General features: G+C 77.2%; 15 protein-coding genes and 1 riboswitch. Of the genes, 8 read left to right on the top strand and 7 right to left on the bottom strand.

Going from position 1 to position 11,932, the window contains the following annotated elements:
* Both BMY88_RS17280 and BMY88_RS17275 read left to right on the top strand, forming a co-directional pair.
* Nucleotides 1-192, top strand: a 192-nt coding sequence (locus tag BMY88_RS17280; protein ID WP_428978322.1) for a hypothetical protein, incomplete at its 5' end; no start/stop codon positions are given.
* 162 nt (nucleotides 193-354) lie between these two features.
* The gene (locus BMY88_RS17275; protein WP_211435697.1) at nucleotides 355-801 is read left to right on the top strand and encodes a rhodanese-like domain-containing protein; all 447 of its coding nucleotides are present in this window, start codon (nucleotides 355-357) and stop codon (nucleotides 799-801) included.
* A 43-nt stretch (nucleotides 802-844) separates the two neighbouring features.
* Here BMY88_RS17275 and BMY88_RS17270 read toward each other — a convergent pair whose 3' ends face one another.
* The 6 genes from BMY88_RS17270 to BMY88_RS17245 form a co-directional block, all read right to left on the bottom strand.
* Nucleotides 845-1,357 carry a VOC family protein gene (locus tag BMY88_RS17270; RefSeq protein WP_091946263.1) on the bottom strand — a complete coding sequence of 171 codons (513 nt, stop codon included), beginning with the start codon at nucleotides 1,355-1,357 and terminating at the stop codon, nucleotides 845-847.
* Nucleotides 1,358-1,427: 70 nt separating this feature from the next.
* The gene (gene thiD / locus BMY88_RS17265) at nucleotides 1,428-2,246 is read right to left on the bottom strand and encodes a bifunctional hydroxymethylpyrimidine kinase/phosphomethylpyrimidine kinase (protein ID WP_091946260.1); all 819 of its coding nucleotides are present in this window, start codon (nucleotides 2,244-2,246) and stop codon (nucleotides 1,428-1,430) included.
* A complete protein-coding gene (gene thiE, locus BMY88_RS17260) occupies nucleotides 2,243-2,881 on the bottom strand; it encodes a thiamine phosphate synthase (protein WP_091946256.1) in 639 nt (212 codons plus the stop codon). The genes thiD and thiE overlap by 4 nt, the downstream gene beginning before the upstream one ends.
* Nucleotides 2,882-2,891: 10 nt before the next feature.
* The gene (thiM, locus tag BMY88_RS17255) at nucleotides 2,892-3,689 is read right to left on the bottom strand and encodes a hydroxyethylthiazole kinase (RefSeq protein WP_091946252.1); all 798 of its coding nucleotides are present in this window, start codon (nucleotides 3,687-3,689) and stop codon (nucleotides 2,892-2,894) included.
* Nucleotides 3,682-3,775, bottom strand: a riboswitch (TPP riboswitch). (Overlaps the previous gene by 8 nt.)
* A gap of 24 nt (nucleotides 3,776-3,799) precedes the next feature.
* On the bottom strand, nucleotides 3,800-4,414 hold the full coding sequence (locus tag BMY88_RS17250; RefSeq protein ID WP_091946249.1) for a TenA family protein: 615 nt from the start codon (nucleotides 4,412-4,414) through the stop codon (nucleotides 3,800-3,802).
* Entirely contained in the window at nucleotides 4,411-5,034 is a 624-nt protein-coding gene (locus BMY88_RS17245) for a TenA family protein (RefSeq protein WP_091946246.1), read from the bottom strand. The genes BMY88_RS17250 and BMY88_RS17245 overlap by 4 nt, the downstream gene beginning before the upstream one ends.
* Before the next feature lie 151 nt (nucleotides 5,035-5,185).
* On the opposite strand from BMY88_RS17245, the gene BMY88_RS17240 reads away from it, so the two are divergent.
* The 6 genes from BMY88_RS17240 to BMY88_RS17215 all read left to right on the top strand — a co-directional run bounded on the left by BMY88_RS17240 (nucleotide 5,186) and on the right by BMY88_RS17215 (nucleotide 9,728).
* Entirely contained in the window at nucleotides 5,186-6,526 is a 1,341-nt protein-coding gene (locus BMY88_RS17240) for a purine-cytosine permease family protein (protein ID WP_091946243.1), read from the top strand.
* On the top strand, nucleotides 6,523-7,638 hold the full coding sequence (gene thiO, locus BMY88_RS17235; protein ID WP_091946240.1) for a glycine oxidase ThiO: 1,116 nt from the start codon (nucleotides 6,523-6,525) through the stop codon (nucleotides 7,636-7,638). Before BMY88_RS17240 ends, thiO begins: the two co-directional genes overlap by 4 nt.
* A complete protein-coding gene (gene thiS / locus BMY88_RS17230) occupies nucleotides 7,629-7,841 on the top strand; it encodes a sulfur carrier protein ThiS (RefSeq protein ID WP_091946237.1) in 213 nt (70 codons plus the stop codon). The genes thiO and thiS overlap by 10 nt, the downstream gene beginning before the upstream one ends.
* A gap of 1 nt (nucleotide 7,842) precedes the next feature.
* Nucleotides 7,843-8,619, top strand: a complete 777-nt coding sequence (locus BMY88_RS17225) for a thiazole synthase (protein ID WP_091946233.1) — start codon at nucleotides 7,843-7,845, stop codon at nucleotides 8,617-8,619.
* Nucleotides 8,616-9,209, top strand: coding sequence for a thiamine phosphate synthase (locus BMY88_RS17220; protein WP_091946229.1), 594 nt, complete (start codon nucleotides 8,616-8,618; stop codon nucleotides 9,207-9,209). Before BMY88_RS17225 ends, BMY88_RS17220 begins: the two co-directional genes overlap by 4 nt.
* A 96-nt stretch (nucleotides 9,210-9,305) precedes the next feature.
* On the top strand, nucleotides 9,306-9,728 hold the full coding sequence (locus tag BMY88_RS17215) for an ATP-binding protein (RefSeq protein WP_091946225.1): 423 nt from the start codon (nucleotides 9,306-9,308) through the stop codon (nucleotides 9,726-9,728).
* Here the strand turns inward: BMY88_RS17215 and BMY88_RS17210 are convergent.
* A complete protein-coding gene (locus tag BMY88_RS17210; protein ID WP_091946222.1) occupies nucleotides 9,725-11,842 on the bottom strand; it encodes a PP2C family protein-serine/threonine phosphatase in 2,118 nt (705 codons plus the stop codon). The two genes, BMY88_RS17215 and BMY88_RS17210, sit on opposite strands and share 4 nt — an antisense overlap.
* Nucleotides 11,843-11,932: the final 90 nt, after the last annotated feature.

The following is an 11,932-nucleotide window of genomic DNA, read 5'->3' as shown; positions in this document are numbered from 1 at the left end:
CTCACCGTCATCCCGCACGGCACCGTGACCCTCGGCCGGCACCTGATCCGCCTGGGCGCCGCCTACGGCGGCGCCCAGGTCACCGCCCTGGTCAACGGCCCCCAGGTCAGCTTCCACGCCCTCAGCGGCGACCTGATCGGCCAACTGACCCTGAACCCGGCCAAGCGTTACGCCACACTCTGCGCGGCCTAACCGAAGTGCGACACATGTCCTCAGACATCGCTGCGACAGAGGTCCGGAGACACGACAGCGAGGTTTCCTCGCTCCTCGCACTCCGTCGACCTGGCAGGAACGGTGCGGACGACGGCAGTCCGGCTCCTGTCCCGGCCGGCGCCGGTCGGCCACGCTCGGCCCGTGACCCTGGACTGGACGACCGCCCCCGCCGACGCCGCCGCGCACTTCGCCCGCCGGCTGGCGGTGGAGACCGACGTGAGCGACGTGCACGCGGCGCTGGAGTCCGGGGCCCCGGGCTTCGTGCTGCTCGACAGCCGCAGCGACGAGGCGTGGGCGCAGGGGCACGTGCCCGGGGCGGTGCACCTGCCGGGCCGGGAGATCGCCGCGCGGGCGCCGGCGGAGCTGGACCGGTCCGTCCCGGTCGTCGCCTACTGCTGGGGTCCTGGCTGCAACGGCGCCACGCGGGCCGCCCTCGCGCTGGCCTCCCTCGGCTTCCGGGTGCGGGAGATGATCGGCGGCTTCGAGTACTGGGCGCGCGAGGGCCTGCCGGTCGAGACGGCGGACGGCGTCTCCCGCCCCGCCGTCGACCCGCTCACGGCCCCGGCCGGCGTCGCCTGCGACTGCTGAGCGGAGTCGCTCGAGTGCGCTCTCCGCGCTCGCGCGACTCCGTTCACACGGGGATGGAGACGCCGACCCCGCCGCGGGTCCCGGCGCCGTAGCGGGCGATCTCGCCGGGCAGGTCCAGCCGCCCGATCCGGGCCCGGGCATCGAGCGCCTCGGGCGTGATCAGGTCCGCCGGGACCAGCCAGGAGACCTCGAACTCCAGCCCGTCGGGGTCCTGGGCGTAGAGCGCCTTGGTCGTGCCGTGGTCGGAGGCGCCGACGAGCGCGGCCGCCTCGAGCAGCGCGTCCTGGATCCGGGCCAGCTCGGCGAGCGTGTCGACCTCCCACGCCAGGTGGTACAGCCCGACGGTGCGCCGGCCGGCCTCGGAGGCCCCGGCGCGGTCGCCCAGGGCGAACAGCCCGAGGTCGTGGTCGTTGGTGGACCCCTCGGCCTGCAGGAACGCGGCCCGCCCCGGGATCTCCATCACCGCCCGGAAGCCGAGCACCTCGCGGTAGAAGGCGACGCTGCGGTCGACGTCGCGGACGTAGAGGACGGCGTGGTTCAGGCGCTGGACGGGCACGACGGGCTCCTCGGGTGGCGTGACCCCAGTGTGCGCCCGGATAGATGAAAGCTCAAGTACCTGCCGGGGATCAGCCGGCGGGCCACCAGCGGGCGAAGTGGTGCACCGGACCGTGGCCGGAGCCGATGCCGAGGAACCGGCCGGCCTCCAGCGCCTCCTGCAGGTAGTCGCGGGCGGACTCGACCACCGGTTCCCACGCTCCCGGGCCCCCCACCCCGCGCGCGACCAGGGCCGCGATCGCCGAGGAGAGCGTGCAGCCGGTGCCGTGCGTGGCCGTCGTCGCCACCCGCGGCCGCCGGGTGACGACGACGTCGCCGCCCGAGGCCAGGACGTCGACGCTGTCGGGCCCGCCCAGGTGCCCGCCCTTGAGCAGCACCGCCGCGGGGCCCAGCTCCAGCAGCGCCCGCGCCTGCTCGACCATCTCCTCCACCGACGTCGCCGCCGGCCCGTCCAGCAGCGCGGCCGCCTCCGGCACGTTCGGGGTGATCAGGTCGGTCAGCGGCAGCAGGTCGGCGCGGATGGCGTCGACGGCGTCGGCACCGACCAGCCGGTCGCCGCTCGTGGCCACCATGACCGGATCGCAGACCACCGGGCCGGGCCGCCGCTGCGCGAGCACCGCCGCCACCTCCCGGACGACGTCCGCGGTGCCGAGCATCCCGAGCTTGGTCGCGCCGACCCCGACGTCGTCCAGCAGCGTGCGCAGCTGCTCCCCCACGAACGCCGCCGGGACGGCGTGCACCCCGGTGACCCCGCGGGTGTTCTGCGCGGTCAGCGCCGTGAGCACCGCGGTGCCGTAGACGCCGAGCGCGCTGAAGGTCTTGAGGTCGGCCTGGATCCCGGCGCCGCCGCTGGGGTCGCTGCCGGCCACGGTCAGGGCGACGGCGGTCACCGGGCCACCACCGCGCGCAGCCCGCGGGCCGCCGCCGCGGGATCGGCCGCCGCGCAGATCGCCGACACCACGCAGACACCGTCGACGGCGCCGAGCGCGGCCGCGTTGCCGGCGTCGATGCCCCCGATCGCCACCGACACGAGCCCCGCGGCCCGCGCCCGCGCGCCCAGCGCCGCCACGCCGGCCGGCCCCAGCGCGGCACCGGCGTCGGGCTTGGTGGCGGTCGACCACACCGGCCCGATGCCGACGACGTCGACCGTTCCCGGCGGCAGCGCGAGCGCGGCCGCCATCTCCGCGGGGGAGCCCGCGGAGAGGCCGAGCAGCCGGTCCGGGCCGATCAGGGCGCGGACCTCGGCCGGGGGGAGGTCGTCCTGCCCCACGTGCACGCCGTCGGCGCCGGCCAGCAGGGCGACGTCGACGGCGTCGTTCACGAACAGGGCGACCCCGGGGGGCAGCACGGCCCGCACGGCGAGGGTCAGCTCGTACAGCTCGCGCCGGGAGGCGTCCTTGTCCCGCACCTGCACCGCGGTCACCCCGCCGGCGACCGCCGCGCGGACCACGTCGGGCACGGTGCGCGGGCGGGAGAGGGCGGTGTCGGTGACGAGGTAGAGCGTCGGGTCGAACGCGGACCTCACGGCGCCCTCCTCACGACGCGTCCCGGACGTCCGCCCGCCGCAGGTCGTCGGGGGTGACGGCGTCGAGGGCGTCCACCCACGCCGCCGCGAAGGTGCCCGGGCCGGAGCACACCGCCGCCGCGGCCTCGGCGGCCAGCGCCACGTGCGCGTGCGCCGCGACGGCACCGGTCAGCCGGTCCCCGGCCGCGGCGACGTACGCGGCGGTCAGCGCGCCGAGCGCGCACCCGGCGCCGGTCGTGCGGGTCAGCAGCGGGTTCCCGCCACCGACCCGGATCACCCGGGAGCCGTCGGTGACGACGTCGACGGGGCCGCTGACCGCCACCACCCCGCCGGTGCGCGCGCTCAGCGCGACGGCGGCCTCCAGCGCGTCGTCGGCGGACGCCGTGGAGTCCACGCCCCGCCCGCCGGCGCCGGTGCCGGCCAGCGCCATGACCTCCGACGCGTTGCCCCGCACCACGGCCGGCCGGCCCAGCGCCAGCTCGACGGCCAGGTCGGTGCGGAACCGCAGCCCGCCCACCGCGACCGGGTCGAGCACCCACGGCGTCCCGGCGGCGTCGGCGGAGCGGACGGCGATCCGCATCGCCTCGGCCGAGCGGCCGTGCACCGTGCCGACGTTCACCAGCAGCGCCGAGGCGACGGCGGCGAAATCCCCGGCCTCCTCGGGCGCCTCGACCATCGCCGGCGCGGCGCCGACCGCGAGCAGCACGTTGGCCGTCAGCGTCTGCACCACGGTGTTGGTGAGGCAGTGCACCAGCGGGCTGGTGCTGATCAGTGCGGCCCGTGCGGCCGCGAGCGCGTCGGCGTCCACGCCGTGACATCCCTTCGCCAGCATGACCTGGGCAGGTTCGACGGGTGTCCTCTCAGCCCGGCGCGCGGGCACCCCGTGTCGCCGACGAACCTAGCAAGCCGCCGGCGCGGTCAGTCCGCCCAGGCCGAGGCGAAGAAGGCCAGCTCCAGCTCCATCGCGCGCCGGTAGGCCCGCGCCACGGCCGGGGTGTCCCCGGCGTAGGTGTCCAGCAGCTGCTCCAGCGCGACCGCCAGCGCCTCGAAGCCGGGGTCGGCGTAGGCGGTGACCCACTCCTCGTAGGTGCCGGCCGCCCGGCCGGCCAGCGACTGCCCGAGGAAGGCGTAGAGCCGCATGCACGGCGTCATCGCCGCGCAGACCTCCCCCAGCCCGCCGGTGGCGGCGGTGGCCAGCAGGAAGTCGGTGTAGGCCGACGTGGCCGGCACCGGCGCCACGGCCGCCAGGTCGATGCCCCAGCGGGCGGCGTAGCCGTCGTGCAGCCGCAGCTCGTCGCGGACCCCGGCCAGCAGGCCGGCGAACGCATCCAGCCCGGCCCGGTCGGGGCTGCGGACGACGGCCATCGCGTAGCCGCGCGCGAAGGCCTGGAGGAAGAAGGCGTCCTGCGCCACGTAGCCGGCGAACCGCTCCCGCGGCAGCGACCCGTCGGCCAGGCCCCGCACGAACGGATGGGCGAGGGCGGCGTCGGCGAGATCGGCGGAGTCGGCCCAGAGCCGGCGGGCGAGGCTCATCGGGGCCCGGGCGGGATGGCGGGCACCGCGCCGTCCCCGAGCGCCATGTCCCAGAACGCGACCTCCGCGTCGAGGACCGCGAGGACGACGTCGTCGTGCCGGCCGCCCAGCGCGTCCGCGGCCGCCGCCAGCCCGTCGACGTACGCGGCGAACCCCGGCGTCGTCCAGTGCGCCACGTACTCGGCGTACTCCCGCGCGCCCGGGGCGGCGGCGGTCCACGCGTCCAGGTAGACCCGCTCCACCGCCCACAGCGCGGTGAGCGCCGCGGGGACGTCGGCGCCGTCGAGCCGGCGCAGCAGCTCGCCGTACGCGGTCGTCGCCGGGAGCCGGGGCGCGGTGAGGTCCAGGCCCCGGCGCCCGGCGAGCTCCGCGAACCAGTCCAGCTCCTCCACCAGGGCGACCGCGCCGGCCGCGAGCACCGCCTGCGCGGCGCGGGGCGCCCGGGCGAGCAGCCGGGCCTGGAAGGTGAGCAGGTCGGCGACGTAGTGCGCGTCCTGCACCAACCAGGTGTCGAACGCCCCCGGCGCCAGCGTGCCGTCACGGACCCCCAGCAGGAACGGGTGGCGGGTGGCGCGCTCCCACGGGCCGGGGTGGTCGCGGCGCAGGTCGGCGGTGGGCACGGCACGACACCGTACGGGTGCGGCTACAGTGGCCGCGCACGTGTGCGGGAGCTCGGGCGAACCGGGCTGAGAGGGCGGCTCCTCCCGATCGGGAGCACTGCGCCGCCGACCGCTGGAACCTGTCCGGGTAATGCCGGCGTAGGGAGCAGCCATGAGCGACACCGTCCGCACGCCCCCCACCGGCGGGGACGCCCCGCTGACCCTCACCGAGGCGCCCGGCCGGTCGCTCGGCCTCCGCGACTCCCTCGGCCTGTGGGGCAACCTCGGCGTCAGCCTGCTGCTGCCGGTGGCGGCGGTCTTCGTCGTGCTGCCGGGCCGGCCGCTGGCGCAGACGCTGGGCGCCGTCGTCGTCGGCGCGGTCGTCGGGGCGCTGCTGCTGGGCATCGGCGCGGCCGCCGGTGCCCGCGAGGGCGTGCCCGCGATGGTGCTGCTGCGCGGGCTGCTCGGCCGGCGCACGTCCTGGCTGCCGACGGCGTTCAACCTGGTGCAGTGCGTCGGCTGGGCGACGTTCGAGATCGTGATCATCGCCGAGGCGGCGTCGCGCGTCCTGGACGCCCCGCGCTGGCCCTTCGCGCTGGGCGCCGGCGTGCTGGCCACCCTCATGGCGCTGCGCCCGCTCGGCGTGGTCCGGCTGCTGGCCCGGTACGCGATCTGGGCGGCGGTCCTCGCGATCGGCTACCTGTACGTCGAGGTCCTGCTCGAGCCGCTGCCGGAGCTGACCGAGGGCGCCGCGCCGTCCTTCTGGACCGCCGCCGACATCGTGATCGCGCTGCCTGTCTCGTGGTTCCCGCTGGCCGCCGACTACACCCGGCACGTGCGCAGCGGCCGGGCCGCGTTCGCCGGCGCCGGCATCGGCTACGGGCTGGCCACCATCGTGATGTTCACGCTCGGCGTGCTGGCGCTGGCCGCCTACGGCAGCTCCGGGCTCGACGTCGTCGACGCGCTGCTGGCCGCGCCGCTGGGGGCCGTGGCGGTGCTGGTCCTGGTCGCCGTCGAGCTCGACGAGGCGTTCGCCAACCTGTACTCGACCGCGGTCTCGGCGCAGAACGTCGCCCCGCGGGCCGACCGCCGGGTGCTCGCCGTCGTCGTCGGCGCCGTCGCCACCGTCCTCGCCCTGACCTTCGACATCGCCGCCTACGAGCCGTTCCTCTTCCTCATCGGCGCGGTGTTCGTGCCGCTGGTCGGCGTCTTCGCCGTCGCCTACGGGGTCACGCCGCGCGGCGCGTGGGACACCTCCGACACCGCCCGCGCCCGCCCGCTGTTCCTGCTCCCGTGGGCGGCCGGGTTCGTGGCCTACCAGCTGACCCTGCCGACCTACTTCGGCGGCCCGGGCAGCGGCTGGACGGCGTGGTGGACGGCGCGCCAGGAGCAGCTGGGCATCGATCCGGCCAACGGCTGGTCGGCGTCGCTGATCGGCCTCGGCGTCGCCGCGGCGCTGACCGCGCTGCTGTGCCTGCCGTCCGTACTGGGCCGCCGGCGGTCCGCGCGGTGACGTGCGACGTGGCCGTCGCCGGCGGTGGGCTGGTCGGGCTGTCGGTGGCCTGGCACGCGGCCCGGCGGGGGCTGTCGGTGACCGTCGTCGACGACGCCCCCGGCAGCGGCGCCTCGCGCGCCGCTGCCGGCATGCTCGCGCCGGTCTCCGAGGCCGGCTACGGCGAGGAGGCGCTGCTGCGGCTCTGCCTGGCCTCGCTGGAGCGCTACCCCGCGTTCCTCGACGCGCTCGCCGCGGCCACCGGCGTGCGGGTGCCGCTGCGGACCGCGGGCACGCTGGTCGTCGGCTTCGACGACGACGACGTGCGCGCGCTGGCCGACCTCCAGCGGTTCCACGGCGAGCTCGGGCTGGAGGTGCACCGGCTGCCGGGCCGGGAGGCGCGGCGCCGCGAGCCCGGGCTGAGCCCTCGGGTGCGCGGCGCGCTGCACGTCGCCGGCGACCTCTCCGTCGACCCGCGGGAGCTGCATCCGGCGCTGCTCGCGGCCGCCGAGGCGGCCGGGGTCCGGGTGGTGCGCGCCCGCGCCGCCGGGCTGCTGCGCGACGGCGGCCGGGCGTGCGGGCTCGCGCTGGACGGCGGTGGGGAGGTCCGTGCCGGCGCCGTCGTCCTGGCCCTGGGCGCGCACAGCGGCCACCTGCCGGGCGCGCCCGCGCTGCCGGTGCGCCCGGTCAAGGGGCAGATCCTGCGGCTGCGCGGCGCCGCGGGGCTGCTCGACGGCACGGTCCGCGCGCTGGTCCGCGGCCGCTCGGTGTACCTGGTGCCGCAGGGCGAGGACGGCCTCGTCGTCGGCGCCACCGTGGAGGAGCGGGGCTTCGACGCCGCGGTGACCGCCGGCGGCGTGCACGACCTGCTGCACGACGCGATCGACGTGGTCCCCGGCGTCAGCGAGCTCGAGCTGACCGAGACCCTCGCGCGCTGGCGCCCGGGCACCCCGGACAACGCCCCGCTGCTGGGCCCGTCGGGGGTGCCGGGCCTCGTGCTCGCGACCGGCCACCACCGCAACGGGGTGCTGCTCACCCCGCTGACCGGCGAGCTGCTGGCCGAGCTGCTGGTGGCCGGCGAGCGGCCCGGGCTCGCCGCCCCCTTCGGCGTGGAGAGGTTCGGATGCAGCTGACCGTGAACGGAGCCGGGACCGACGTGCCGGACGGCGCGACGGTCGCCGCCGTGGTCGAGGGGCTGGTCGCCGGCCGGGCGACGGGGCACGGCCGGGTGGCGGTCGCGCGCAACGGCGACGTGGTCCCGCGCAGCGCGTGGGAGACGACCCGGCTGACCGCGGGGGACGTCCTCGAGGTGCTGGCCCCGACGGCAGGAGGCTGAGATGACGGGAACCGATCCGTGGATCGTCGCCGGGGAGGCGTTCTCCTCGCGGCTGGTCCTGGGCACCGGCGGCATCTCCAGCATGGAGGTCCTCGAGCGGACGGTGCGCGCCTCCGGCACCCAGCTCGTCACCGTCGCGCTGCGCCGCATCGAGGCGTCGGCGGACGCGGCGATGATGCGGGTGCTGGACCGCTGCGGCGTCCGGCTGCTGCCCAACACCGCCGGCTGCCGGACGGCGCGGGAGGCGGTGCTCACCGCCCGGCTCGGCCGCGAGGCCTTCGGCACCGACTGGGTCAAGCTCGAGGTGATCGGGGACGAGCGCACGCTGCTGCCCGACGCGGTGGAGCTGCTGGACGCCGCCGAGCACCTGGTGGACGACGGCTTCCGGGTGCTCGCGTACACCACCGACGACGCGGTCCTGGGCCGCCGGCTGGCCGACGCGGGCTGCGCCGCCGTCATGCCGCTGGGCTCCCCGATCGGCAGCGGCCTGGGCATCCGCAACCCGCACGCCATCGCCCTGCTGCGGGAGGCCGTGGACGTGCCGGTGGTGCTCGACGCCGGGATCGGCACGGCGTCGGACGCGGCGCTGGCCATGGAGCTCGGCTGCGACGCGGTGCTGCTGGCCTCCGCCGTCACCCGCGCCCGCGATCCCGAGCGGATGGCGCGGGCGATGCGCTCCGCGGTGGAGGCCGGCCGGCTCGCCCGGTCGGCGGGGCGGATCCCCCGCCGCTGGCACGCCGAGGCCTCGACGCAGTTCGAGGGGCTGCCGCAGCTGTGAGCGGCGTCCTGCCCGGGCTGCTCGTGCTGACCGACCGCACCCAGGCGGCCGCACCGCTGCCGGAGGTGGTCGCCGCCGCCGTGGACGCCGGGGCGCGGGCGGTGGTGCTGCGCGAGAAGGACCTGCCGCCGCCCGAGCGGGCGGCCCTCGCCGACGCGCTCGCCGCCGTCCTGGCGCCGGTCGGGGGGCTGCTGGTCGTCGCGGGTCCGCCCGGCCCCGCGGGGCGGACGGCGGTGCACCTCGCGGCGGCCGACCCCTTCCCGCGTCCGCGCCCGGCGCTGGTCGGGCGCTCCTGCCACTCCGCCGACGAGGTCGACCGCGCGGCCGCGGAGGGGTGCGACTGGGTCCTCGTCTCCCCGGTCTTCCCCACGCCGTCCAAACCGGGCTACGGGCCGGCGCTCGGCCCGGCCGGGCTCGCCCGCCTGGTGCGGGGCGCCCCGCCGGTCCACGCCCTCGGCGGGGTCACGCCCGGGGACGTCGCCGACTGCCTGCGGGCCGGTGCCGCGGGGGTGGCCGTCATGGGGCCGGTCATGCGCGACCCGGGGCGCGTGTCGGAGTACCTGGCCGCTCTCGGGGAACCGACCCGGTGACACCCGTCACGAAGAGGTTTGGACGGCGCTCCAGACGCGCATACGCGAGTGTTCGGTCAAACCTCGGCCGGCGCGACATTGTGAGGTAGCACGGGCGTGACACGGGAGTCGGCCGGGTCCCTCTGGCCCTCGGCGACCCCGCCCCCTGCCTCGGGGGGCCGCTCCTGGGAGCTCTCCACCATCGCCCAGCTGCCCGGCGTCCGGGCCGAGGTCCGCGCCCTGCTCCGCGACAGCACCGACGCCGAGCCGCGCGACCGCGTCGTGCTCGCCCTCGACGAGATGGCCTCCAACGCGCTGCGGCACGGGCGCGGCGGCGTGCGGGCCGCGCTGCGGCGCACCGACTCCGCCTGGCTCCTGGAGGTCTCCGACCGGGCGGTCGACGCACCGCCGACCCCGGCGGTGGGGCGGGACCCGAGCCAGGGGGGCCTCGGCCTCTACCTGATCGCGGAGCTGTCCAGCGCGCACGGCTGGTACGTGCAGGACGGCACCAAGCACGTCTGGGCCGTCCTCCCGAGCTAGGCCCCGGGCACCGGGGGGACGTGCCGGGGGCCGGCCTCCGGCGGGCGCGGGCGGTCCTCGGCGTGCAGCCGGACGGCGACCAGAGCGACGTCGTCGGCCACCCCGTGCGGGCGCAGCCGGGCCAGCAGCCCGTCGCAGAGCTCGGCCAGCGGCAGGTCCGCGAGGTCGGCCAGAGCCTCGCGCAGCGCCGCGATGCCGTCGTCCAGCTCCTGGTCGCGGGCCTCGACCAGGCCGTCGGTGTAGAGCAGCACGGTCGCCGGACGGTCGACGGTGACCGTCGAGTCGGTGCGGCGGGCGGTCGGGTCGACCCCGAGCATCAGCTCCGCGCGCGGCCCCGACAGCTCCTCCACCCGCCCGTCGGCGTGCATCAGCAGGGGCGGCGGGTGCCCGGCGTTGGACCAGCGCAGCGTCGTCGTCCCCGCGGCCCGCTGCTCGGGGCTCTGCTCGATCCGGGCGACGATCGCGGTCGCCATGGTGTCCATCTCCAGGCCGCGGACGGCGACGTCGAGGTCGGTGAGCACCGTCGAGGGGTCCGCCCCCTCGCGGAACGCGATGCCGCGCACGAGCCCGCGCAGCTGCCCCATGGCCGCGGCCGCGGCGATGTCGTGGCCGACGACATCGCCGATCACCAGCACCATCGCGCCGCCGGGCTGGAGGAAGGCGTCGTACCAGTCCCCGCCGACCTGCGCGGCCTCCACCGCCGGGAGGTAGCGGACGACGACCTCGGCGTGGTCGGGCCGGGGCGGCGCGGTGAGCATGCTGCGCTGCAGCTCCTCGGCCAGCCGGCGCTGCTGCTCGTGCAGCCGGGCGTTGTCCAGGGCGAGGGCGACCCGCTCGGCCACCTCGCGCGCCGCGGCGACGTCGTCGGCGTCGGCCGGCCGGCCGCTGTCGGAGCGGTACAGGCTCAGCGCGCCCAGCGTCTTCCCGTGCGCGGCCAGGGGCAGGGTGAGCGCGGTGCGCGGGGCGAGCCGGTCGAAGACCTCGACGACCTCGCCCGGCGGCAAGGTGGGGCGGATGACGGCCGGGACGTCGTCGACGGTCAGGGTCTGCCCCGAGCGCAGCGCACGCAGCACCGGGGCGTCGTCGGCGATGGCGGCGAGCCGCAGGGCGGCGTAGCGGGCCGTGGTCGCGCGCAGCGCCGGATCGGTGTGCCAGCTGGCGACGTCGCGCATCCGGCCGTCCGCGTCGACGAGCGTGCCGATGGCCCAGTCGGCGAACACCGGCACGACCGCCTCGGTCACGCGCTGCAGCGCCGCCCGCTCGTCCTGGACCCGGCCCAGCTGGTCGACCATCGCGCTGCTGATCTCGGCGATCGCCCGGAGCCGGGCCGCGGCCTCGCGCGCCGCCGTCTCCGCGCGACGGCGCTCGGTGACGTCGAGGAAGTACACCGACAGCCCGTCGGGCGTGGGCCAGGCCCGCACCTCGAACCAGGCGTCCAGGGGCTCGGGGTAGTAGGCCTCGAAGACCCGCTCCTGGCCGGAGGCGACCGCGCCGCGGTAGTTCGTCTCGAAGTCGCTGTCCACGGCATGCGGGAACAGCGACCAGATCTCCCCGCCGACCAGGTCGGGGCGGGAGCGGTCCAGCACCTGCTCGGCCCGGCGGTTGACGTAGGAGAACCGCCAGTCGCGGTCCAGGGAGAAGAAGGCCTCGTTCATGGCCTCCAGCACCCGGGCGACGTGCAGGTCGGCGGCGCGGGCGCTGGTGGTGTCGTACGCGGCCCCCAGGAGCCGGACGGCGATGCCCCCCTCGTCGCCCAGCGCGCGCCCGCGGCCGCGCACCCAGCGGGTCTCGCCCGACGGGAGGACGACGCGGTACTCGGCGTCGTAGGCGCCGCAGCCGTCGATGGCGTGCTGGAGGGCCGCCGTCGTGGCCTCGACGTCGTCGGGGTGCAGCCGGGCGTTGAAGGCCTGGATCGACCCGGCCCACTCCTCGCGGGTGTAGCCGAACAGCTCCAGCAGCCGGTCGTCCCAGTCCAGCCGGCCGGTGACGAGGTCCCAGTCGAAGCTGCCGATGCCGGCGGCCTCGACGGCGAGTTCGAGACGCAGGCTGTGCACCGCGTCGACGGCCTCCGCCGGGCCCTGCTCGGGGGCCGGACGCGGCGGGGGCGGCTTCACCGCGTCGCGTGCTCCCGGTTCATCCAGTCCTTTGTCCCACACCGGGCGGCCCGCGGCCACCGGTGTGGGGGAGGACACCGCCGGGCCGGG

Source organism: Trujillonella endophytica (assembly GCF_900110555.1).
Taxonomy (GTDB): Bacteria; Actinomycetota; Actinomycetes; order Mycobacteriales; family Geodermatophilaceae; genus Trujillonella; species Trujillonella endophytica.
This window is presented reverse-complemented; position numbering and strand designations above follow the sequence as displayed.